Below are 21,466 nucleotides of genomic sequence, written 5' to 3'. Positions count from 1 at the left end.
CCCGCTAAAATTGGGGTCTTTGATATTCCTTACCGAAATAATTTTAACGAAGGTGCGCAATGGCAGACTGGAACGGCGAATATATCAGCCCTTATGCAGAGCATGGCAAGAAGAGTGAGTTAGTAAAAAAGATTACAGTTTCTATTCCTCTTAAAGTACTTAAAGTACTGACTGATGAACGTACTCGTCGCCAAATTAATAACTTACGACATGCAACCAACAGTGAGTTGCTGTGTGAGGCCTTTTTACACGCGTACACAGGTCAACCTCTGCCAACGGATGAAGACCTACGTAAAGACCGCCCAGATGATATTCCTGTTGAAGCGAAAGAGCTGATGACCGCGATGGGCATCGAGTTTGAAGCTTACGACGACTAATCCTCACGGCAAACTTAATGCCGTTGGTTAAGCGGTGGTTGCACATTCACACCGCTAGTTGGGTTACATCGCACCGTTTCAGCATGAACGAGATCCAAACAAAAAGCCCCTGCCATTGAGGTCAGGGGCTTTTTATATTTCACCTAATTGCGGTGATGAATAACAGAATTAGTTATCCATGTAACCATCAGGTAGTGCAATGCGCGCTACACCTGAATCCACAGCCGCTTGAGCCACTGCTTTTGCTACGCGAGGTAGTAGGCGTGGGTCCATTGGTTTTGGAATGATGTAGTGTGGGCCAAAGCTCAGTTCTTCAACACCTGCTGCTTTCAACACTTCTTCAGGTACTGCTTCTTTAGCAATAGAGCGGATCGCTTCTACTGCAGCCAGTTTCATCTCGATGTTGATCTCTTTAGCGCGTACGTCTAAAGCACCGCGGAAGATGAATGGGAAGCACAATACGTTGTTAACTTGGTTAGGGTAGTCACTGCGGCCTGTACCCATGATCAAATCTTGACGAGCACTGTGTGCTAGCTCTGGAGTGATCTCTGGATCTGGGTTTGAACACGCAAAGACGACAGGCTTATCAGCCATCAGTTTGATTTGCTCTTCAGTCATCAGGTTAGGACCTGATACACCTAGGAATAGATCAGCACCTTCAATCGCATCGGTTAGAGTGCGTTTGTCTGTGTTGTTGGCAAAGCGTTGTTTGTAAACGTTCAGATCGTCACGTTGAGTGCTGATCACGCCATTACGGTCCAACATATAGATGTTTTCACGTTGCGCGCCACATTGAATCAGCAGTTCCATACATGCACATGCTGCTGCACCAGCGCCTAGGCAGACGATAGTACACTCTTCAATTTTCTTACCTTGCAGTTCGATAGCGTTTAGCATGCCGGCTGCAGTTACGATAGCAGTACCGTGTTGGTCATCGTGGAATACTGGGATGTCGCAAAGTTCAATAAGGCGACGTTCGATTTCAAAACACTCAGGTGCTTTGATGTCTTCTAGGTTGATACCGCCGAAAGTATCTGCGATTGCCGCTACAGTGTTAACGAATTCGTCGACAGTATTGTGTTTTACTTCGATATCGATTGAGTCGATGCCAGCAAAACGTTTAAACAGAAGTGCTTTGCCTTCCATTACAGGTTTTGATGCAAGAGGGCCTAGGTTACCAAGACCAAGAATCGCTGTACCGTTAGAGATAACGGCAACAGTGTTACCTTTACCTGTGTATTTGTAAGCGTTTGCTGGATCTTTTGCGATTTCGCGTACTGGCTCTGCAACACCTGGGCTGTATGCCAATGCTAAGTCTTGAGCCGAATCCGCAGGCTTGGTCAGAGCGATAGCAATCTTCCCTGCTGTAGGGATCGCATGGTAATCAAGAGCCTTCTGGCGGAACTGTTCTTCTTTTGTCAGTTCTTTTTTATTGTCGTCGGACATGGGCTGTTCTCAGTTATTGATTGTAGAAAAGCCGACCATTCTAAAGCAGGATTTTGCTGCTGCATAGTTAGTTACTTGGGGAAAAGTGGTTATTTTTTGTCAAAACTGATCTGATAAGACCAGATAAAATAAAGCAAAGGTTTGCGCGGGTAACAGAAAATACTTTCTTATAATTTCTGCTTATGACTGATAATAAAAAGTGAGTATGAGTGCATTTTTATGCATATAAAAAAGGACGCATTCGCGTCCTTTTTTTGTACAACTATAAAGCAGAAATTATTTCTTGCTTGATAGAGTACCGAAACGTTTGTTGAAGCGATCAACACGACCACCGGTATCAACGATACGTTGTTTACCAGTGTAGAATGGGTGACATTTGTCACATACGTCTAGGTGAAGAGAGTCTTGACCTAGAGTAGATTTGAAAACGAAAGTGTTGCCGCAAGAGCAGTTAGCAGTCACTTCTTTGTATTCTGGGTGGATACCAGCTTTCATGGGATAACCTCAATTTGGGGCCGTGTCGCTATTCGAATCTATTTGCCGAACACCACACGTATAGTTAATAGTAATTTACAAGATACGTTGCTTAAGACATCGCCATCTTGTAAGGCGCGATATGATAAAGAATCATTAGTCTGGGATCAACTGCTTTTGCCGCAAATTTCACCATATAGAAAACGATTAAATGTCCTATCGTGGCTCAATATCGGTAATCTCTAATGAAGTCTTAGATATAGAGTCGAATTTGTCTCTTTCATCCAGTAGACTGTGGGCTGATATTTGGTTTTTGACGATAAATTATGCGCCCTTCCATTGCCCGTGTTGCTCTGCCTGTTCCGTTAGATAAACAATTTGATTATCTGGTACCTGCGCACCTGTTTCCTATTATTGGCGGGCGTGTTTCGGTTCCTTTTGGGCGGCAGAAACTGATTGGTATTGTGACAGCGTTGGTGAGCGAATCCGATTTTCCGCTGACACAGCTTAAAGAAATTCTCGCGGTTTTGGATAACCAGCCGGTTTGGCCAGATAACCTCTATGCACTACTGCAATGGTGTAGTCAGTTTTACCAACATCCCCTCGGAGATACGTTAGCTAACGCGATGCCCAGTGCATTACGTAAAGGTAATAATGCGGATTTTGCAAGTGTACGTGAATGGGTAATGACTGAAGCTGGCCGCAACCAACTGATGGTAGGTTTGGATAAACGTGCTGTCCAGCAAGTCCGTGTCATGTATCGTCTAGAAAATGGTGCTGTTTCTCATCAACAGTTACTCAGCGAAGATTTTTCATCGACCACTCTGAAAGCACTTGAGCAAAAAGGCTGGGTGGAAATGCGTGAAAACCAGCCCAAAGTGCTCGCTTGGCCAAAAGAGATTGAAGCGCAAGTGGATAAACCGCGCTTGAATCAAGAGCAGGCGATTGCGATTGCTACGGTCAATAGTGAACAAGGTTATGCGTGTTATCTCCTACAAGGAGTGACGGGGTCGGGGAAGACCGAAGTCTACTTGAATATGATTAAGCCGGTATTGGAACGGGGTCAGCAAGCCTTAGTTTTGGTGCCGGAGATTGGTTTAACTCCCCAAACCATCAACCGTTTTCGCCGTCGTTTCAATGTGCCTATTGAAGTAATGCACTCTGGTCTTAATGATACTGAACGCCTTAATGCGTGGTTAAGTGCGCGTGATAAAGTGGCGGGCATTGTGATTGGTACTCGTTCTGCACTATTAACGCCGTTTGCCGATTTAGGCATCATCATTGTTGATGAAGAGCACGATGCTTCCTATAAGCAGCAAGACAGTTTGCGTTATCACGCACGTGATGTGGCGGTGATGCGTGCTGCAAAAGAGAATATTCCTATTGTGTTGGGGTCGGCAACGCCTGCACTAGAAACCTTACATAATGCGTTAACTGGCAAATATCACCATTTACAATTAACGCAAAGAGCCGGAGTATCGGTTCCCACCATCAATCATGTGTTGGATGTAAAAGGCCAATATTTGGAAAGTGGTTTGTCCGCTGCTCTTATCGCACAGATGCGCCGCCATCTTGAAGATGGTAATCAGGTGTTGCTGTTTTTGAACCGTCGCGGTTTTTCTCCAGCATTGATGTGCCATGAATGTGGTTGGATTGCGGAGTGTCAACGCTGTGATGCGTATTACACCTATCATCAAAACAGCAGCGAAATGCGTTGCCACCATTGTGGTTCTCAGCGTCCGGTTGTTCATCATTGTCAGAGCTGCGGCTCAACACATTTAGTGACGGTTGGGGTAGGTACAGAGCAGTTGGAGAAACAGCTCGCAGAACTCTTTCCTGAATTTAAAGCGATTCGTATTGACCGTGACAGCACAAGGCGCAAAGGCAGCCTGGAGAATGCGCTGCAGGCGATTAAAAAGGGCGAATACCAAATTTTGATTGGCACCCAAATGTTAGCAAAGGGGCATCATTTCCCTGATGTCACTATGGTGGCTCTACTGGATGTTGATGGCTCTTTGTATAGTAGCGATTTTCGTGCCGCGGAGCGTTTTGCTCAGCTCTTTATTCAAGTGGCGGGGCGAGCAGGACGAGCAAGTAAACCTGGTGAAGTGTATTTGCAAACTCACCATCCAGAACACAGTTTATTACAAGCGCTCATCACTAAGGATTACAACTCTTTTGCTCAGACAGCATTAGCGGAGCGAAAAATAGCGATGTTACCGCCATACAGTTACTTGACCTTGATGCGCGCTGAAGCGAATCAATCGCAAACGGTGGAGGACTTTTTACGCCAAGTTCGTCACACTTTAGAAAGTCACCCATTATTTAATCAAGAATGTTTGGTTTTAGGACCAACACCAGCGCCATTGGCAAAACGGGCTGGAAAATTCCGTTGGCAGCTATTAATTCAGGCTCAGTCTCGATCTTTGATGCAAAAATTATTGACCAGTGCCCGACCAGCTATCAGTATGCTGCCCCTCTCAAGCAAAGTGAGATGGTCTTTGGATATTGAACCTCAAGATCTTTCATGAAATATCAAGATTATTTGCTAGGCTTAAAGAGGTAAATGTAATTAAACGTGATGGGTTTCACGCTAGTGATGTAAAATTTGTTAATCTAAGCGTAACCAACTCACCATTAAATGAATAGACTTACCGAGTCAACTGTTCACTGACTTCGCTTCGAAGCGGTGATTTTAGAGCCCATGAATTCGCATTGTAAGCAAGGTTTACTATATTGCTATGCCTCATTTTTAGCCTCGCTTGGGACGATGTGGGTAAACGATAACGATAAGAAAAGTGCGTTTGCACTGTCCAGGATTAGATAAAGAGGGTTATTTATATGGCGACAATGAAGGATGTTGCCCAGCTTGCTGGAGTCTCAACAGCGACGGTTTCCCGTGCTTTGATGAATCCAGAAAAAGTCTCGTCTTCCACTCGTAAGCGTGTTGAGGATGCGGTTTTAGAAGCGGGCTATTCTCCCAACTCTTTAGCGAGAAATCTGCGCCGTAATGAGTCTAAAACGATCGTTGCGATCGTTCCTGATATCTGTGACCCCTATTTTACAGAGATCATTCGCGGTATCGAAGATGCTGCGATGGAGCACGGTTACTTAGTGCTGTTAGGGGATAGCGGCCAGCAGAAAAAGCGGGAAAATTCATTCGTCAATCTCGTCTTTACCAAGCAGGCAGACGGCATGTTGCTGTTGGGTACAGATCTCCCATTTGATGTGAGTAAGCCAGAGCAGAAGAATCTACCACCTATGGTAATGGCGTGTGAGTTCGCACCTGAGCTTGAACTGCCAACGGTGCACATTGATAACTTGACCTCTGCCTTTGAAGCGGTGAATTATCTGACACAAATGGGGCACAAACGAGTGGCTGAAATTTCTGGTCCTGAAAGTGCGGCATTGTGCTCTTTCCGTCATCAGGGGTATCAGCAGGCGCTGCGTCGTGCTGGGATCACCATGAATCCAACGTATTGCGTATCTGGCGATTTCTCCTTTGCGGCAGGTGCTAAGTTAGTCAAACAGTTGTTGGCGTTACCTGAGCCACCAACCGCTATTTTCTGTCATAACGACACGATGGCGATTGGGGCAATTCAGCAAGCAAAACGTCTTGGCTTACGTGTACCACAAGATCTTTCCGTGGTCGGCTTCGATGATATTCAGTTTGCTGAATATAGCGATCCACCATTGACGACTATCTCTCAGCCACGTTATGAAATTGGCCGTCAGGCGATGCTAATGATGCTTGAGTTGCTTCGTGGGCACGATGTCCAAGCGGGTTCGCGTTTGCTAGAAACCAAGCTGGTCATTCGTGAGAGTGCCGCGCCACCTCGGGTACGTTAATTCTTGTCTCGATGCATGAATCAGTAGCGCATTTTTATGCGCTACTTGTTGTGCGAGTCTGTTCTCAAGAGTCAAACTGCTTTAACATGTAGAGCAAATTGTCAACATCTGAAATCCTGTGGCTAATAAAGATTATGTAAGACGAGGTCGTAGTCCAAAAAAGCCGACCAAAAAAACAGCTTCTCAACGTAAACCGTGGTTTAAAATTTTACTCGCACTGATTTTGGTGGGAGCGTTTGGCTATGGACTCTATTTTTTAAACCAAAGTCCCAAACCAAAAGAAACTGAAAAAGCCAATGTGGTTCCCGTGACTCCCGTTGTCACCCAACCCAAAGAGAAGTTACCACCACCACCAACTGAAAAGTGGGATTATGTCGATACTCTGCCTAGTCGCGAGATTGAAGTGGTTCCTAAAGAGTTGCAGGTGTCTAAGATTCCATACGTAATGCAGTGTGGTGCGTATAAAACCATGCATCAAGCGCAGGAGCGTAAAGTGAATATTGCCTTTCTTGGTTTGAACAGCAAAATCCGCAAAACCGAAGGCAGTAGCTGGTTTAGAGTGGTGTTAGGCCCTTATAAATTTAAGCGTGATGCCGAGCGAGATAAGCATAAATTGTATCGCGCCAAAATCGAACCATGCTTGATTATGAAAGATCAGCCGTAGTTATCTTTCGGTCGTTGTTATCCTAGAGAATGCAGATTTGACACTATCTTGAAACTGCATTCTCTTTGTTCCCTTGAATTTTCGCTTCGCTATCCATATATATCCTCTATCTCCATAGTGAAAAAAGATAAGAGGCCCTCACGTGACTACCATCGTTTCTGTACGTCGAAATAATAAAGTTGTTATTGCAGGTGACGGACAAGTATCACTAGGTAATACAGTGATGAAAGGCAACGCTAAAAAAGTTCGCCGTCTGTACAACAATAAAGTTCTTGCTGGATTCGCTGGTGGTACTGCTGATGCGTTTACTCTGTTTGAACGTTTTGAAAGCAAACTGCAAATGCACCAAGGCCATCTGACCAAAGCAGCAGTCGAATTAGCGAAAGATTGGCGCAGTGATCGTGCGTTACGTAAGCTTGAAGCGATTCTGGCTGTTGCCGATGAAACCGCATCACTGATCATCACGGGCAATGGCGATGTACTACAGCCTGAACGTGATTTGATTGCGATTGGCTCTGGCGGTAACTACGCCCAAGCAGCAGCGATTGCGATGCTAGAAAATACCGAATTAGATGCTCGAACTATTTGCGAAAAAGCGCTAAATATTGCGGGTGATATTTGTGTGTTCACCAACCACTTCCATACTATCGAAGAACTAGAAATTCCTGAGAGCAGCCAAGCTGTGGCAGCGCTTCCTCAAGGCGAATAAGCAAAGATAGTAACTGATAACCGAATTTGAAGGATGGTTTTATGTCTGAAATGACTCCTCGCGAAATAGTCGATGAACTCAATCGCCATATCATTGGTCAAGACAACGCAAAACGTGCAGTTGCTTTGGCTTTGCGTAACCGCTGGCGTCGCATGCAGCTTGATGAACATTTACGAGCTGAAGTTACACCCAAAAATATTCTGATGATTGGCCCAACCGGTGTGGGTAAAACTGAAATTGCTCGCCGTCTTGCTAAACTGGCTAATGCTCCGTTTATTAAAGTGGAAGCGACTAAGTTCACTGAAGTGGGCTACGTTGGTAAAGAAGTGGATTCCATTATTCGCGACCTAACTGAAGTGGCAGTAAAAATGACACGTCAGCAAGCGATGGAAAAAGTGAAATTCCGCGCGGAAGAATTAGCTGAAGAGCGTATTTTGGATGCGTTACTGCCTCCTGCACGAGATGCGTGGGGTCAAGCGGAAGCAGGCGACACGAACTCTTCAACTCGTCAGTCATTTCGTAAAAAATTGCGTGAAGGCCAGTTAGACGATAAAGAGATTGAAGTTGATGTTGCTGCACCTCAAATGGGGGTGGAAATCATGGCTCCTCCTGGTATGGAAGAGATGACCAATCAACTTCAAGGTCTGTTCCAAAACCTTGGTGGCGACACCAAGAAAAAACGTAAGCTTAAAATCAAAGATGCGTTTAAAGCGCTTTCTGAAGAAGAAGCAGCAAAACTGGTCAACATGGAAGAGCTAAAAGACCAAGCGATTTTCAATGTTGAAAACCACGGTATCGTGTTTATCGATGAAGTGGATAAGATTTGTAAACGTGGAGAGTCATCAGGCCCTGATGTGTCTCGTGAAGGGGTACAACGTGACCTACTGCCTTTGATTGAAGGTAGCACTATCACGACCAAACACGGCATGGTGAAAACGGACCATATTCTGTTTATCACATCAGGTGCATTCCAAGTGGCGAAGCCATCCGATTTGATTCCTGAGCTGCAAGGTCGTTTGCCAATTCGTGTGGAATTGGGCGCGTTAACTAGCCATGATTTTGAACGTATTTTGACTGAGCCAAAAGCATCTTTAACCGAGCAATACGTTGCATTGATGAAAACAGAAAATGTTGATGTCAGCTTCACTGCGGATGGTATCAAACAGATTGCTGAAGCTGCATGGCGCGTGAACGAAACCACCGAAAACATCGGTGCTCGTCGCTTACATACAGTGATGGAGCGTTTGATGGATGAAATTTCTTTCGAAGCGACTGAAAAATCAGGACAGCAATTTGAAATTAATGCGGCTTATGTGAAAGCTCGCCTTGGTGAATTGGTCGAAGATGAAGATTTAAGCCGCTTTATTCTTTGATAAATTGATCAAAAACAAAACAGAGTAGCCCGCCATTCATGGTGGGCTTTTTTCTGTTCACAATTGCGCATATACTGGCAATATGTTGATCAATCTCTCGTAATCATGAATAACTCATTGCATATTTGGCTCGACGCAGCCCGGCCAAAAACCTTGCCATTAGCCTTGGTTTCTATCTTAACCGGTAGCGCGCTAGCGTTCTCTGCAGGCCAGTTCTCGCTGCCTGTGGCTCTATTATCTTTGGTTACTGCGACCTTGCTACAGATCTTATCCAATCTGGCTAACGATTATGGCGATGCAGTGAAAGGCACTGATAACGAAAAGCGTATTGGTCCAATGCGTGCGCTTCAATCGGGTAAAGTGACCCTCAAAGATATGAAAAACGCGATTTATATTAATATCGTGTTAACTATTGTTTCAGGCCTTGTCCTCGTACTTTATGCGCTTGATAGCTTTGAAAGCATTATGGCTTTCATTGGCTTGGGCGTTTTAGCTATGGCGGCTGCTATTGCTTATACCGTGGGTAACAAACCTTATGGTTATGTTGGCCTGGGTGATCTGTCGGTATTCATCTTTTTTGGTTTGCTTGGCGTGTCCGGCACCTACTTTTTACATACCGGACATATCGATAGCGCATTATTTTTGCCAGCACTAGGTTGCGGCCTTTTGGCTGTTGCCGTGTTAAACGTCAATAACATGCGTGATATCGAAAACGATGCAGTATGTGGCAAACGTACCGTGGCGGTGCGTCTTGGTCAGGACATGGCAAAAGGGTATCACTTTATCCTTTTAGCAGGGGCTGTGGTTGCTTTCGCTTGGTATCTGCTGATTCAAGGCAAGCCAATGTGGATTAGTGTCCCATTCCTACTGAGTTTAATTTCAGTGACTAAGCACAGTCGTGAGCTATGGGCTACGCAACAGCCTGCAGAGATTGCGCCTATGCTGCCAGTCATTGTGAAATGTTCTATCATTACTAACTTGTTGTTTGTCGGTGTGGTTATTGCACAAACTCTGACAAGTTAATTTGCATAGAGTCATTGCAATGACTTATTGAGTCGATATACTCGTTGTTAGGCTTTCGTAAAGAGAACAGGGCTATGGAATACAACACTTCTGCGCTATGTGACATCTATCTCGATCAAGTCGATGTAGTAGAACCAATGTTCAGTAATTTTGGTGGCAGTGCATCATTTGCTGGGCAGATCACGACGGTAAAATGTTTTGAGGATAACGGTCTTATCCGTGAAACACTCGAACAGGACGGTTTAGGCCGCATACTGTTAGTGGATGGAGGCGGTTCACTGCGCCGTGCACTCGTTGATGCAGAACTTGCTGCGTTAGCGGAAGAAAATGAGTGGGAAGGTATCGTAGTTTATGGCTGCGTTCGTGAAGTTGACGAACTGGAAGACATGAACATCGGTATTCAAGCACTAGCGGCTATTCCAGTCGGTGCGGCAACTCAGGGCATTGGTGAAGTCGATATCCCAGTTAACTTCGGTGGAGTGACATTCCTCCCTGAAGATTATCTTTACGCTGACAACACCGGCATCATCTTATCGCAAGAGCCGCTGAATGCGGATTTTGAAGAAGAGGATGAAGAGCTCGACGAAGATGAAGTGTTGTAATCACTCAGTTTAAATAAGCAAAAGCCGCTACTCGTTAGCGGCTTTTTCAATATTAAGGCACTGCTGTTGGCGCAGTTTTAGCGCGTACAGATAACTTAAGATCCCACCAAGCACATTGCCTGCCGCAATACCAATAAACATCCCGTTGACGCCAAACTGCGTTGAGCCAATCCATGCCCCTGGCAGCGTAAATAGAAATAGGCGCAGAAAGCTCCATCCTAAGGCATGATTCGGTTTGTGCAGCGCATTGAGTGCAGAAATCAACATCATGACCATACCTTGAAAGCCATAGCCAATCGGGACAATAAGTAAGTAATGCCAAAGAATATTTTTCACTTCTGGGTCTTGAGAGAAGAGTGCAGTAAAAGGAATACTCAGCGGTACCATCATCAAGAAAATCATGATTTGAAAGAGCACCGCAAAACGCATGCTAAGAAATAGACCAGCGAAGCTGCGCTGGGGATTTTTGGCCCCAAGGTTTTGGGCCATAAATGGCGTTAGGGCTGAAGTGAGCGACATCATGACTAAGATAAGAATCGATTCAATTCGCTGTGCGGCCCCATAGCCTGCAATCGCGGCTGTGCCGTGCTGAGAGAGTAACTTCATTAGTAAGGCACCAGCAATCGGATTCATTGCTGTAGAGAGTGCTGCAGGCGTACCAATTTTTAAGATTTGCTGCCAATCGCCTTTTATCGATGCTAACTGAGGTTTGCCGAGCAATTGATCTCGTCGTAATAGCACATAGAAAGTGCATATTAATGCAACTAACCAAGAGATACCGCTCGCAATCGCCGCCCCTTGAATGCCAAGCTCTGGGAAGGGGCCATAACCAAAAATGAGCAGGGGATCTAAACCACCATTGATAGCACCAGAGAGAATCATGATTTTGGCGGGAGTTTTGGTATCACCAGTGGCTCGAATAGCGCTGTTGCCAGCCATTGGGATGACAAGCAAAGGGACGGCAAGATACCAGATGAACATGTACTGTTTGATCAATGGTAGTAGGTCGTGCTGTGCCCCAAGAAGCTGAAACAGTGGGGTGATGGTGGTTGCTCCTAAAAGCGAGGCTATGCACACTAACATCACAGCTAACAGTAAGCCATGACTGGATAAACGCGCTGCGTCAGTCGATTTACCCTGACCAAGCAAGCGTCCAATGCTGGTCGATAGACCTACACCGATACCCATGGTGATACAGTTCAAAGCGAAGGTCACTGGGAAGGTAAAACTGACGGCCGCTAAGGCTTGTGTACCCAGTAAAGAAATAAAAAACGTATCGACAAGATTGAACATCAACACCGATATCATTCCGAGTGTCATTGGAATGGTCATATTGCGTAAAACGGTGCCGATAGGAGCCGTTAACAGCCCATGTTTATCTTGCATAAGTCACTTATTTCGCGGGATAGGTCGGATAAAGCAGGTGGTTAGGATACTTGAATTTTACCGATAAGTCGTTAGACCACAGAGATAATGCAGATATAAAAAAGCCAGCAAGAAGCTGGCTTTTCAACGAGAGCATCACGCACAATTATGCGTTTTTAGCGTCTGCTGCTGCTTTAGCAATAGCGGCAAAGCCAGCTGCTTGTAGAGATGCACCACCCACTAGAGCACCGTCGATGTCTGGTTGAGTGAAGTAAGTTGCAGCGTTTTCTGGTTTAACAGAACCGCCGTATTGGATGATAACTTGTTCTGCGATCTCTGCGCTTTCTGCTGCGATTAGAGCACGGATAGAAGCGTGGATGCGTTGTGCATCTTCAGCAGTTGCTGCTTTACCAGTACCGATTGCCCAGATTGGTTCGTAAGCGATGATAGCGCCACGTAGAGCTTCAACACCTTGAGTTTTGATAACAGCGTTGATTTGACGAGCACATACTGCTTCAGTTTCACCAGCTTCGTTTTGAGCTTCAGTTTCACCGATACATAGAACTGGAGTTAGGCCGTTTTCTTTTAGGAAAGCGAATTTTTTAGCAACGAATTCATCAGATTCTGCGTGGTATTCACGACGTTCTGAGTGACCGATGATGATGTGAGTTGCACCGAAATCTTTCAACATCTCTGGAGAAACGTCACCAGTGAATGCACCACTGTTGTGGATGTCAGTGTTTTGTGCACCAAGGATAAGTTTGTTACCGCCTTCTTTGATTAGGCGTTCAGCTTGGTCTAGGTACAGTGCTGGTGGAGCAACAACGATATCAACACCTTCGATGTCTGCTACAGCAGCGTTAAGTCCATTTAGTAGCTCAGTAACCATAGCTTTGCTACCGTTCAGTTTCCAGTTACCCATCACAACAGGACGACGCATAGGAATATCTCCGATTTAATTAATGTAAAAAAATAAACGACCAAGAATATAACAGATAAAATCTGACAGATCATGACTAGGGTCATGACTTTCTGGGATCTAAGTTTGCGACTGGACAGGAGAAATGTTGCAGTGCGCAGAATAAACGCCAAGCTCTCGGTTTTTATTGCGTTTATAACTTATATTCAGTTGTCGCATCACGAAACTAGACAAACAGGATGTCAATATGCCCAATCTCATGATGGAGTATTCCCACTCTGTAGATGAACGAGTCAATATCCAAAAGCTATTAGAAGATTTACATCAGGTCGCTATCGAGTCTGGATTATTTGAGGTGAGTTCAGTGAAATCGCGCGCGATCAGTTGCCATGATTGGTTGATTGGAGAAGAAGCCGATAGCCAAGATTTTATCCATATCACTTTTGAACTCCTTTCTGGACGAACTCTTGAGCAAAAGAAAGAATTGGCCAATCAACTCATGCAGGTGTTAAAGGAACAAGTCGGTCCGGTGCGTAGCTTGACCATCAATGTTCGCGATATGGACCGTGAGAGTTTCTTAAAGGTCACTAATTAACTTTCTTTGTAGTACAAGGCAGGAGAGTCATGTCTATTAAGTGGTTACTGTTTTCTTTTGACGGAAGGATAGGGCGTCAAACCTTCTGGCAATGGAATATTTGTTACTATTTTCTCATGCTGTTTGTGGCAGGAACCATTACTCGAATGGTGCCACAGTGGTCAGCATTTGTGTTACCGGTGTTTTTGTTGATTATCCTAGTGCCCGATCTGGCAGTTACTGCGAAACGCTGGCACGACCGTGATAAGAGCTGTGCTTGGTTGTTGCTCAATGTCCCTTTGGTACTTGGGCGTATTTCCTTTCCGATGAGCCAAAAAATGATGGATCCTGTCTCGCTGGAACCTTCACTGTTTAGCTCAGTGCTGTCATTAGTGGGCATTGTGTGTGGGGCGTGGATCTTTATCGAATGTGGTTTTCTAAAAGGCAGTGAAGATGAGAATCTATTTGGTTCTGCACCAGTATCGAAAAGCAGCAGTTCGACCGTTTGAACGGCTTACTCGATTAATATGAGTGAAAATCAAAAAGGAGACTAGGTCTCCTTTTTCTGTTTATTCATCAATATGGAAGTGAGGTGGCTGCGGTTAAAACCCCAACACTAACTCCATGAACCAGAACGGCTCACAAAGGGGAGGACTTTGGCGGGAGCTTGCGGTTCAAGCTCACCATCTAATGCATCACGAAACTTCACCATTTGTTGGCTCAGTTCTCTCATCAAGGTGACGTTGGCATGGTCGGGGTTTTTGCATTTACTCACCACTAAATCAATGTGGCTTTGTTGCGCCCAGAGTCTTTGCTGCATTTTTTCTGATGCAGATTGGATCATCTCTTCACACATATCACGCTTGAATTGAGCGAATGCTTCAGGATCCTTTTGAGCCAAATCTACTAACTCCTCGAAAGGAGGGAGAGTTTGGTGGCATTGATAAGTTGCCATAGCATATTCCTCTACATAACCGTTCTGACAGCCACACTGCTATCAGTCTAAGCTTATGCGAGTTTGTAGAGGTGTGATGAAAAAATAATCGTTTTTCTCAGTGGTGATACGTTTATTCTGCAACTGTTGAAATCGTGTAGCTGCAACGTCGCTGTCCCTCGATGATGTGTTCTTCTCGAGTGACTTGGCACGTTGGGCCTAACAATTTACGAAAAATGGTGAGTTCTGAATCACATAGATTCGGGCAGCGTTTAGCTGCTTTACAGATAGGACAGTGGTTTTCGTACAAGACAAAGCCATTCTCAACCGCTTCAAACTCGGCCATATAACCTTCGCTTTCACGTAAAGCGACCAGCGCTTCGAGTTTTTCATGGACGGTTTGGCAATCTTGCAGTGCCTGCTGATATTGCGCATAGGTGCGAGCTTCACGCTCGGCGGTTACTTTCGCTAACCCCTCTTTACCAAAGAGATGCTCAACGGCTTCAATGACCTGAATAGTGAGTTCACCGTGACGATCGGTGAAACGATCATGACCTAGCTGAGTTAATGACCAATGCCTTGTTGGGCGGCCAACTTTTACCTTAACGTCATGAAACGCCAAAATGCCATCGTCTTCGAGGCTTTGCAGATGCTGACGCGCACCCATAGTGGTGATGTTTAAGTCTTCAGCCAGTTGTTTGGCTGTGACGGCACCTTCACGCTTTATGGTATGCAATATCCTGTCAACGGTTTTCATTCTGCTCCTCTACGTACCGAGTTGGGGATATGAGTTGCCGAGAAATATCGGGCTACAAGGCTCATTATGGAGCATTAGGTTAATAAAGCAAATCATTTACTATTTTGTTAGGGCAATCTAATGTAAGCAGGTATGTGGTCGAAATAACCCCCAATTCGTTAAATTCATCACATTTTTTTTAACCTTCCCCCTTGGGTTCATGGAAATTATCCCCAACATATCAATCACAAGCTGAGCGATCAGCGTTTCATTAATCTCATAACGGAATTTTTAATCAGGAGAGACGACCGATGAATATTCGTCCATTACATGACCGAGTTATCGTTGAACGCCAAGAAGTTGAATCTAAATCTGCTGGTGGAATTGTTCTCACTGGTTCTGCAGCAGCAAAATCTACTCGCGCTACCGTACTAGCTGTGGGTAAGGGTCGTATCCTAGAAAACGGTTCTGTTCAGCCTCTTGATGTTAAAGTGGGCGATACAGTTATTTTCAGTGAAGGCTACGGCACTAAATCAGAAAAAATCGATGGCAAAGAAGTGCTTATCCTGTCAGAGAACGACATTCTGGCAATCGTTGAGTAATTGCTCCAAGTAAAACGAACAACAAAAACGAATTATAGAGAGGAAATACAAAATGGCTGCTAAAGACGTAAAATTTGGCAATGACGCTCGAGTTAAAATGCTAGAAGGTGTGAACGTTCTAGCGGATGCGGTTAAAGTGACCCTTGGCCCTAAAGGCCGTAACGTAGTTTTAGATAAAGCATTTGGCGCACCAACCATCACTAAAGATGGTGTCTCTGTTGCTCGCGAAATTGAATTGGAAGACAAATTCCAAAACATGGGCGCACAAATGGTGAAAGAAGTAGCATCTCAAGCAAACGATGCTGCTGGTGACGGTACAACAACCGCAACTGTTCTTGCACAAGCGATTGTAAACGAAGGTCTTAAAGCGGTTGCTGCGGGTATGAACCCAATGGACCTAAAACGCGGTATCGATAAAACTGTTATCGCTGCTGTTGAAGAGCTGAAAAAACTGTCTGTACCATGTTCAGATTCTAAAGCGATTGCTCAAGTAGGTACTATCTCTGCAAACTCTGATGCAACTGTAGGTACTATCATTGCTGAAGCAATGGACAAAGTAGGTCGCGACGGTGTTATCACTGTTGAAGAAGGTCAAGCACTTCAAGACGAACTAGATGTTGTTGAAGGTATGCAATTCGACCGTGGTTACCTATCACCTTACTTCATCAACAACCAAGAAGCAGGTTCAGTGGATCTAGACAGTCCATTTATCCTATTGGTTGACAAGAAAATCTCTAACATCCGTGAATTGCTTCCTGTACTAGAAGCCGTTGCAAAAGCTTCTCGTCCTCTATTGATTATTGCTGAAGACGTAGAAGGTGAAGCACTAGCGACTCTTGTTGTGAACAACATGCGCGGTATCGTGAAAGTAGCTGCTGTTAAAGCTCCTGGTTTTGGTGACCGTCGTAAAGCTATGCTGCAAGACATCGCTATCCTAACTGGTGGTGCAGTGATCTCTGAAGAGATCGGTCTAGAGCTTGAAAAAGCAACTCTAGAAGATCTTGGTCAAGCAAAACGCGTGACGATCACTAAAGAAAACAGCACCATCATTGATGGCGCAGGTCAACAAGAAGCTATTCAAGGTCGTGTTACTCAAATTCGTCAACAAATCGAAGAAGCAACATCTGACTACGATAAAGAAAAACTACAAGAACGCGTAGCTAAACTGGCTGGCGGTGTAGCTGTTATCAAAGTTGGTGCTGCAACTGAAGTTGAAATGAAAGAGAAGAAAGACCGCGTAGAAGACGCACTTCATGCAACTCGCGCTGCAGTTGAAGAAGGTGTGGTTGCTGGTGGTGGTGTGGCACTTGTACGTGTTGCTTCTCAACTAACTGCTCTAACTGGCGATAACGAAGAACAAAACGTAGGTATCCGTGTTGCACTACGTGCAATGGAAGCACCTCTACGTCAAATCGTGAAAAACGCTGGTGACGAAGAATCTGTTGTTGCTAACAACGTGAAAGCGGGCGAAGGTAACTACGGTTACAACGCAGCAACTGGCGAATACGGCGACATGATTGCAATGGGTATCCTAGACCCAACTAAAGTAACTCGTAGCGCACTGCAATTTGCAGCCTCTGTTGCTGGTCTAATGATCACAACTGAAGCGATGGTAACTGAATTACCTAAGAAAGATGCACCATCAATGCCTGATATGGGCGGTATGGGTGGCATGGGCGGTATGATGTGATCATCCCCCTAGCGACACGCTAAAATTGAGCCCCGTAGAGCAATCTACGGGGCTTTTTACTTTTGGAGATTCACTTACTTAGGTACTGCGTTCAATATGGGTGTTTAAGCGTGAGAAGTCTCTAGGGCAACATTGAACTATTCATCGTTCATGTGCAGTTGGTCTTTGATGATTTGTAGCATGTTAGGTAGGAAATCTCGCTCAATCTGGGCATCCGCTTCCCAGACTTTGGCGAGTAACAGTGCTTTCGGGCAGTGAAAGTACGTTTTGTGGACATTGATTTTGACCACAAGCTTGCCCGGTTTGTTCCCGTCTAAGCAGAGATTTTTTAGATCTTCATCAGTGTGTAGTGTCGCACTGCCTTTTACGCGCACCACTTCTTTAATTCCTGGGATCAAAAAGATCAGGCCGATGTGTGGATCGTTAACCAAGTTCTTTAAGCTATCGATACGGTTGTTGCCCGCGCTGTCTGGAAACGCGATGGTGTTTTCATCGAGTACTTTGACAAAACCAGGTACACCGCCACGGGGTGATGTATCTAAGAAACCTTCGTTATCGCGGGTAGCAATAATGCAAAGAGGGCTGTGTTCGATAAAGGTTTTGGTATGAGGATCGATATGGTCTATCGCTTTTTGCACTGCTAATGGATGAGGTTCTGGATACAGTTCCGCGAGTTTTTCTATTGAGTCAATGTGGCTCATATATGTTTCCTAACTAGGGCGAGAGTGACTCTTAGTCACTGCTGGTCTTTACATCACTCGAATAACCACAGTATTTAGTGACAATGATTAACAGATGAAAGTGGTAATCGATCTTATTTCGTTTATATCAAATATGTTGGTTCTTATACAAATATTCTCTGGGAATCCGATTTATTTTTATGCAGTATGAAAGGAGCGTTACTAAGGACAGGTATCATGAAAATTCAGCAGTTAACTCACACAACATCCTCCGTTTCTCTCCAAATTGACGAATGGCATCTTCTTCCTCATCAGCATTGGGGTGTTTTTTCAACTCATAGCCATGGTTCTTCTCTTTTGGTTCAACTTCTTTCAGGTAATTTGGCGCCACAAGCTGGTGTGATTTGCGAATCTCCTGAGCGTATTGGTTGCGTCTCTTTACAAGAACAGCAAAAGCTTTTGGATATTGAGCTAGCCAAGGAAGATACCGACTTTATGGATCACATTGATTACGGTACGACCGTTGAAGCCTTGATTGTTGAGGCTGGTTGTGACCGTGATGAGCTCGAAGTGCTATTGGATAAGACGGATCTGCAAGCCTTGCGTTTGCGCGGCTTTCGCCAACTATCCACTGGGGAAACGCGCCGTTTGATGCTCGCCAGAGCATTAGCAACTAAGCCTGAAATGCTGATTTTGGATGAGCCTTATACCGGACTTGATATTAAGCATCGCCAACACTTATCTGAGTTACTCAATGAATTAGCACAGAAAATTCGCTTGGTGATTGTGACCTCACGAGAAGATGAACTACCCGAATTCATTACTCATATTGCGCTGTTTGATGAAAGCTCGTTGTCTCAAACCATGACCCGTGATGAATGGCTAAACCATCCACTGCTTGAGCAGATGAAAGCACTGTCTGAAGCTCGCAGTGAAGCTCTCGTCGAGTTAATGGCTGCGGAGCAGAAAACTGATCAATACCCGAATCCACGTGTGGAGATGAAAGATGTCTCGGTTGAATATGTGGATGCTAATATTTTTACCGGGGTGAATTGGAGTATTGAGGCTGGGCAGCACTGGCAAGTACGTGGTCCAAATGGCTGTGGTAAAAGTACTTTGCTCGGTTTGATCATGGGCGATCACCCTCAGTGCTACAGTAACGACATTACGGTGTTGGGTATGAAGCGTGGCAGTGGTGAAACCATTTGGGATGTCAAAAAACACATTGGTGTAGTCTCTTCAGCCTTGCATTTGCAATACCGCGTTGATTGTTCGGCGTTAGATGTACTCTGTTCAGGATTCTACGATTCGATTGGTTTGTATCAACAACCCAGCGCGAAGGAAGTTAAGCTAGCGAAACAGTGGCTGGCTCTGTTGGAGATGAGTGAGTTAGAACGCGCCGGATTTCGCAGCTTAGATTATGGTCGCCAGCGTTTGTTGTTGATTGGGCGTGCACTGATTAAGCAACCTGCGTTGCTGATTCTGGATGAACCTTATCAGGGGTTAGATTTTATTAACCGCAAGTTGGTGTATCACGCATTAAATCGCATTGCATCAACGCATCTCACTCAACTGTTGTATGTCACTCACTATGAGGAAGATGCACTTGAAGCGATTGATCACTTTGTTGATTTTGTCGCGCAAGATGACCCGACAGCTGGCTATCAGGTCAATATTTATCAAGCGTAATGGATTAAGAGCCGCAATTGTCCTATTGCGGCTTTTGCGTCTCTTCTGTCGATTCAACCACTGTCGATTCAACAACGGGTTCCGTTGTTGTCTCGGTATTCTCTGTAATAGTGCGTCGTTCAGTAAGATTACGACGTAATTTTTGATGGACACCACGACGTAAGCTTTGGAATGAGTTCTCTACCCAGTCGACACCAAGCAAAATGCTGAGAGTGAGCAGGGTTATCACTACTGACTGAACTAAATAACCTAGACCAATCATTAAGCCTAAAGAGGCCAGCACCCAGATTACTGCAGCGGATGTTACGCCATGAATTTTGCCGTCTTGAGTCATCATAACCCCGGCACCCAAGAAACCGACGCCGGTGATGATTTGACCTAAAACTCGCGCTTGGTCGAGGGTGTTGGTTGATAAAGAAACCCCCATCGCGATAAAGAAATAAGTGCCTGAAATGATAAGGATCGACGTACGAATCCCGACAGGTTTACCGCGAGTTTGGCGTTCAATACCGATGAGTAGTCCATTAAGAGCACAGCAAAATAGTGATGACCATTTGAAAGGTCCAAGGTTAAGAACCATATCCAGAAGAGGCATAGGAAAAAATCCTAGAAAACGAAAAGTCTGCCAGTATGCCGCCTTTGGCTGCGGCACGCTAATGTATCTTTTGTTGGTATAGATAAGGTTTGTTTATCGATCAAGTTTCTTAAGCCAAATAGGTATTACTGATTCACTATTCTAGATGGAGATCCAGTGGTGTCTTACTTGGTCGACCGCCAATTTCTCGTGTCAATTTAGGAACTAAATAGCCAGAAACTTGAGTGATCATTTCGGCCATAATTGCTTTCGCTTCCGCATCACTGACAAAGAAATGTGCTGCGCCCTGAACCTTATCCAGTACATGCATGTAGTAGGGAAGAATGCCCGCATCAAATAAAGCCTCGCTTAAGGCAACTTGTGCACTGGCGGAATTATTCACACCTTTTAGCATCACCCCTTGGTTGAGCAAGGTCACTCCAGAGTGTTTCAGTTTCGCAAGTTGCTCAGTAAGCTCTTGGTTGATCTCTTGAGCGTGGTTGATATGCGTGACCAAAATCACTTGTAGGCGCGTGTTGGCTAGCAATTGGCATAATTCATCGGTAATGCGTGCTGGTAGCACGACGGGCAAGCGAGAATGAATACGCACGCGTTTGATATGAGCAATGGCTGCAATGCCATCAATAAGCCATGCCAGTTCTTGATCTTTTGCCATCAGTGGATCGCCGCCAGATAAGATGACTTCATTAAGCTCTGGTTTGCTGGCGATATAATCTAAACTCTGTTGCCAAACTGCTTTCGAGCCTTTGTTATCTTCATAAGGAAAATGACGGCGAAAACAGTAACGACAGTTTACCGCACAGCCACCTTTGACGATCATCAGAGCGCGATTTTTGTATTTGTGTAGTAACCCCGGAACCTCATTGTGCTGTTCATCGAGAGGGTCAGTCGAGTAGCCTTCATGGACCTCAAATTCTTCAGTTAGAGGCAACACTTGGCGTAATAACGGGTCAAATGGATTGCCTTTTTCCATTCGCTCAACAAAACTAACAGGTACCCGTAAAGGGAATAATTTACGTGCCGCAAAGCCTTCTTGCCATGGTGCTGGGTCAATATCGAGATTTTTTAGCAATAAAGCAGGATCGGAGATCGCATTCGCAAGCTGTTTGAGCCAGTTTTGCTCAACAGATTCGATTTTTCGGGTTATTATGTGCGGCATTAACTT

Annotated in this window: 22 protein-coding genes; 13 read left to right on the top strand and 9 right to left on the bottom strand. The window is 45.0% G+C overall.

All coding sequences use genetic code 11. From position 1 onward, the window contains the following. Window positions 1–59: 59 nt before the first annotated feature. Window positions 60–377, top strand: coding sequence for a met regulon transcriptional regulator MetJ (gene metJ / locus OCV11_RS15430; protein WP_068715473.1), 318 nt, complete (start codon window positions 60–62; stop codon window positions 375–377). A gap of 168 nt (window positions 378–545) precedes the next feature. Here the strand turns inward: metJ and OCV11_RS15425 are convergent, their stop codons facing one another. Beyond that, the gene (locus OCV11_RS15425) at window positions 546–1,823 is read right to left on the bottom strand and encodes a malic enzyme-like NAD(P)-binding protein (RefSeq protein WP_261893922.1); all 1,278 of its coding nucleotides are present in this window, start codon (window positions 1,821–1,823) and stop codon (window positions 546–548) included. A gap of 276 nt (window positions 1,824–2,099) precedes the next feature. Next, entirely contained in the window at window positions 2,100–2,318 is a 219-nt protein-coding gene (gene rpmE, locus OCV11_RS15420) for a 50S ribosomal protein L31 (RefSeq protein ID WP_261893921.1), read from the bottom strand. A gap of 305 nt (window positions 2,319–2,623) precedes the next feature. Here rpmE and priA point away from each other — a divergent pair, with 305 nt between their 5' ends. From priA to rraA, 7 genes are all read left to right on the top strand, one after another. Next, window positions 2,624–4,828, top strand: a complete 2,205-nt coding sequence (gene priA, locus OCV11_RS15415; RefSeq protein WP_261893920.1) for a primosomal protein N' — start codon at window positions 2,624–2,626, stop codon at window positions 4,826–4,828. A gap of 310 nt (window positions 4,829–5,138) precedes the next feature. Continuing rightward, on the top strand, window positions 5,139–6,146 hold the full coding sequence (cytR, locus tag OCV11_RS15410; RefSeq protein ID WP_261893919.1) for a DNA-binding transcriptional regulator CytR: 1,008 nt from the start codon (window positions 5,139–5,141) through the stop codon (window positions 6,144–6,146). Window positions 6,147–6,264: 118 nt separating this feature from the next. Further along, window positions 6,265–6,810, top strand: coding sequence for an SPOR domain-containing protein (locus OCV11_RS15405; protein WP_261893918.1), 546 nt, complete (start codon window positions 6,265–6,267; stop codon window positions 6,808–6,810). Between the two features lie 142 nt (window positions 6,811–6,952). Then, the gene (hslV, locus tag OCV11_RS15400; protein WP_261893917.1) at window positions 6,953–7,519 is read left to right on the top strand and encodes an ATP-dependent protease subunit HslV; all 567 of its coding nucleotides are present in this window, start codon (window positions 6,953–6,955) and stop codon (window positions 7,517–7,519) included. A 41-nt stretch (window positions 7,520–7,560) separates the two neighbouring features. Then, a complete protein-coding gene (hslU, locus tag OCV11_RS15395; protein ID WP_261893916.1) occupies window positions 7,561–8,892 on the top strand; it encodes an HslU--HslV peptidase ATPase subunit in 1,332 nt (443 codons plus the stop codon). A gap of 105 nt (window positions 8,893–8,997) precedes the next feature. Beyond that, entirely contained in the window at window positions 8,998–9,915 is a 918-nt protein-coding gene (locus OCV11_RS15390) for a 1,4-dihydroxy-2-naphthoate polyprenyltransferase (RefSeq protein ID WP_261893915.1), read from the top strand. A gap of 74 nt (window positions 9,916–9,989) precedes the next feature. After that, window positions 9,990–10,517 (top strand): ribonuclease E activity regulator RraA, encoded by a 528-nt coding sequence (gene rraA, locus OCV11_RS15385; protein ID WP_261893914.1) that lies wholly within the window; start codon window positions 9,990–9,992, stop codon window positions 10,515–10,517. Window positions 10,518–10,544: 27 nt separating this feature from the next. On the opposite strand, the gene OCV11_RS15380 is transcribed toward rraA, so the two are convergent. Both OCV11_RS15380 and tpiA read right to left on the bottom strand, forming a co-directional pair. Beyond that, window positions 10,545–11,903, bottom strand: coding sequence for an MATE family efflux transporter (locus OCV11_RS15380; protein WP_261893913.1), 1,359 nt, complete (start codon window positions 11,901–11,903; stop codon window positions 10,545–10,547). Window positions 11,904–12,048: 145 nt separating this feature from the next. Beyond that, the gene (gene tpiA, locus OCV11_RS15375) at window positions 12,049–12,822 is read right to left on the bottom strand and encodes a triose-phosphate isomerase (RefSeq protein ID WP_261893912.1); all 774 of its coding nucleotides are present in this window, start codon (window positions 12,820–12,822) and stop codon (window positions 12,049–12,051) included. Between the two features lie 226 nt (window positions 12,823–13,048). Between tpiA and OCV11_RS15370 the strand changes: the two genes are divergently transcribed. Together OCV11_RS15370 and OCV11_RS15365 are read left to right on the top strand one after the other, a co-directional pair. Further along, on the top strand, window positions 13,049–13,396 hold the full coding sequence (locus OCV11_RS15370) for a 5-carboxymethyl-2-hydroxymuconate Delta-isomerase (RefSeq protein ID WP_261893911.1): 348 nt from the start codon (window positions 13,049–13,051) through the stop codon (window positions 13,394–13,396). 29 nt (window positions 13,397–13,425) lie between these two features. Further along, entirely contained in the window at window positions 13,426–13,884 is a 459-nt protein-coding gene (locus tag OCV11_RS15365; RefSeq protein ID WP_261893910.1) for a DUF805 domain-containing protein, read from the top strand. Window positions 13,885–13,991: 107 nt separating this feature from the next. Here the strand turns inward: OCV11_RS15365 and OCV11_RS15360 are convergent, their stop codons facing one another. Together OCV11_RS15360 and OCV11_RS15355 are read right to left on the bottom strand one after the other, a co-directional pair. Then, entirely contained in the window at window positions 13,992–14,330 is a 339-nt protein-coding gene (locus OCV11_RS15360) for a DUF3135 domain-containing protein (protein WP_261893909.1), read from the bottom strand. A 112-nt stretch (window positions 14,331–14,442) separates the two neighbouring features. Beyond that, complete coding sequence (locus tag OCV11_RS15355; protein WP_261893908.1) at window positions 14,443–15,066, bottom strand: helix-turn-helix transcriptional regulator; 624 nt, start codon at window positions 15,064–15,066, stop codon at window positions 14,443–14,445. 290 nt (window positions 15,067–15,356) lie between these two features. On the opposite strand from OCV11_RS15355, the gene OCV11_RS15350 reads away from it, so the two are divergent. Together OCV11_RS15350 and groL are read left to right on the top strand one after the other, a co-directional pair. Beyond that, window positions 15,357–15,647, top strand: coding sequence for a co-chaperone GroES (locus OCV11_RS15350; RefSeq protein ID WP_261893907.1), 291 nt, complete (start codon window positions 15,357–15,359; stop codon window positions 15,645–15,647). 52 nt (window positions 15,648–15,699) lie between these two features. Continuing rightward, complete coding sequence (gene groL, locus OCV11_RS15345) at window positions 15,700–17,337, top strand: chaperonin GroEL (RefSeq protein WP_261893906.1); 1,638 nt, start codon at window positions 15,700–15,702, stop codon at window positions 17,335–17,337. 137 nt (window positions 17,338–17,474) lie between these two features. Here the strand turns inward: groL and OCV11_RS15340 are convergent, their stop codons facing one another. Then, window positions 17,475–18,038 (bottom strand): MSMEG_1061 family FMN-dependent PPOX-type flavoprotein, encoded by a 564-nt coding sequence (locus OCV11_RS15340; protein ID WP_261893905.1) that lies wholly within the window; start codon window positions 18,036–18,038, stop codon window positions 17,475–17,477. Window positions 18,039–18,254: 216 nt separating this feature from the next. Here OCV11_RS15340 and modF point away from each other — a divergent pair, with 216 nt between their 5' ends. After that, window positions 18,255–19,706: a molybdate ABC transporter ATP-binding protein ModF gene (modF, locus tag OCV11_RS15335; protein WP_261893904.1), complete on the top strand. Its 1,452-nt coding sequence runs from the start codon at window positions 18,255–18,257 to the stop codon at window positions 19,704–19,706. 22 nt (window positions 19,707–19,728) lie between these two features. On the opposite strand, the gene OCV11_RS15330 is transcribed toward modF, so the two are convergent. After that, window positions 19,729–20,301 carry an MgtC/SapB family protein gene (locus OCV11_RS15330; protein WP_261893903.1) on the bottom strand — a complete coding sequence of 191 codons (573 nt, stop codon included), beginning with the start codon at window positions 20,299–20,301 and terminating at the stop codon, window positions 19,729–19,731. 136 nt (window positions 20,302–20,437) lie between these two features. Next, window positions 20,438–21,460: an EF-P beta-lysylation protein EpmB gene (gene epmB, locus OCV11_RS15325; RefSeq protein WP_261893902.1), complete on the bottom strand. Its 1,023-nt coding sequence runs from the start codon at window positions 21,458–21,460 to the stop codon at window positions 20,438–20,440. Window positions 21,461–21,466 lie beyond the last annotated feature (6 nt).

The organism is Vibrio porteresiae DSM 19223, assembly GCF_024347055.1.
Lineage (GTDB): Bacteria > Pseudomonadota > Gammaproteobacteria > Enterobacterales > Vibrionaceae > Vibrio > Vibrio porteresiae.
This window is presented reverse-complemented; position numbering and strand designations above follow the sequence as displayed.

Coding starts and splice junctions, on each gene's coding strand:
- modF (WP_261893904.1), top strand. CDS start 18,255: ATGAAAATTCAGCAGTTAACTCACACAACATCCTCCGTTTCTCTCCAA.
- epmB (WP_261893902.1), bottom strand. CDS start 21,460: ATGCCGCACATAATAACCCGAAAAATCGAATCTGTTGAGCAAAACTGG.
- groL (WP_261893906.1), top strand. CDS start 15,700: ATGGCTGCTAAAGACGTAAAATTTGGCAATGACGCTCGAGTTAAAATG.
- OCV11_RS15360 (WP_261893909.1), bottom strand. CDS start 14,330: ATGGCAACTTATCAATGCCACCAAACTCTCCCTCCTTTCGAGGAGTTA.
- priA (WP_261893920.1), top strand. CDS start 2,624: ATGCGCCCTTCCATTGCCCGTGTTGCTCTGCCTGTTCCGTTAGATAAA.
- rpmE (WP_261893921.1), bottom strand. CDS start 2,318: ATGAAAGCTGGTATCCACCCAGAATACAAAGAAGTGACTGCTAACTGC.
- metJ (WP_068715473.1), top strand. CDS start 60: ATGGCAGACTGGAACGGCGAATATATCAGCCCTTATGCAGAGCATGGC.
- OCV11_RS15390 (WP_261893915.1), top strand. CDS start 8,998: ATGAATAACTCATTGCATATTTGGCTCGACGCAGCCCGGCCAAAAACC.
- OCV11_RS15370 (WP_261893911.1), top strand. CDS start 13,049: ATGCCCAATCTCATGATGGAGTATTCCCACTCTGTAGATGAACGAGTC.
- OCV11_RS15365 (WP_261893910.1), top strand. CDS start 13,426: ATGTCTATTAAGTGGTTACTGTTTTCTTTTGACGGAAGGATAGGGCGT.
- OCV11_RS15350 (WP_261893907.1), top strand. CDS start 15,357: ATGAATATTCGTCCATTACATGACCGAGTTATCGTTGAACGCCAAGAA.
- tpiA (WP_261893912.1), bottom strand. CDS start 12,822: ATGCGTCGTCCTGTTGTGATGGGTAACTGGAAACTGAACGGTAGCAAA.
- OCV11_RS15355 (WP_261893908.1), bottom strand. CDS start 15,066: ATGAAAACCGTTGACAGGATATTGCATACCATAAAGCGTGAAGGTGCC.
- rraA (WP_261893914.1), top strand. CDS start 9,990: ATGGAATACAACACTTCTGCGCTATGTGACATCTATCTCGATCAAGTC.
- hslU (WP_261893916.1), top strand. CDS start 7,561: ATGTCTGAAATGACTCCTCGCGAAATAGTCGATGAACTCAATCGCCAT.
- OCV11_RS15340 (WP_261893905.1), bottom strand. CDS start 18,038: ATGAGCCACATTGACTCAATAGAAAAACTCGCGGAACTGTATCCAGAA.
- OCV11_RS15330 (WP_261893903.1), bottom strand. CDS start 20,301: ATGCCTCTTCTGGATATGGTTCTTAACCTTGGACCTTTCAAATGGTCA.
- OCV11_RS15425 (WP_261893922.1), bottom strand. CDS start 1,823: ATGTCCGACGACAATAAAAAAGAACTGACAAAAGAAGAACAGTTCCGC.
- OCV11_RS15380 (WP_261893913.1), bottom strand. CDS start 11,903: ATGCAAGATAAACATGGGCTGTTAACGGCTCCTATCGGCACCGTTTTA.
- cytR (WP_261893919.1), top strand. CDS start 5,139: ATGGCGACAATGAAGGATGTTGCCCAGCTTGCTGGAGTCTCAACAGCG.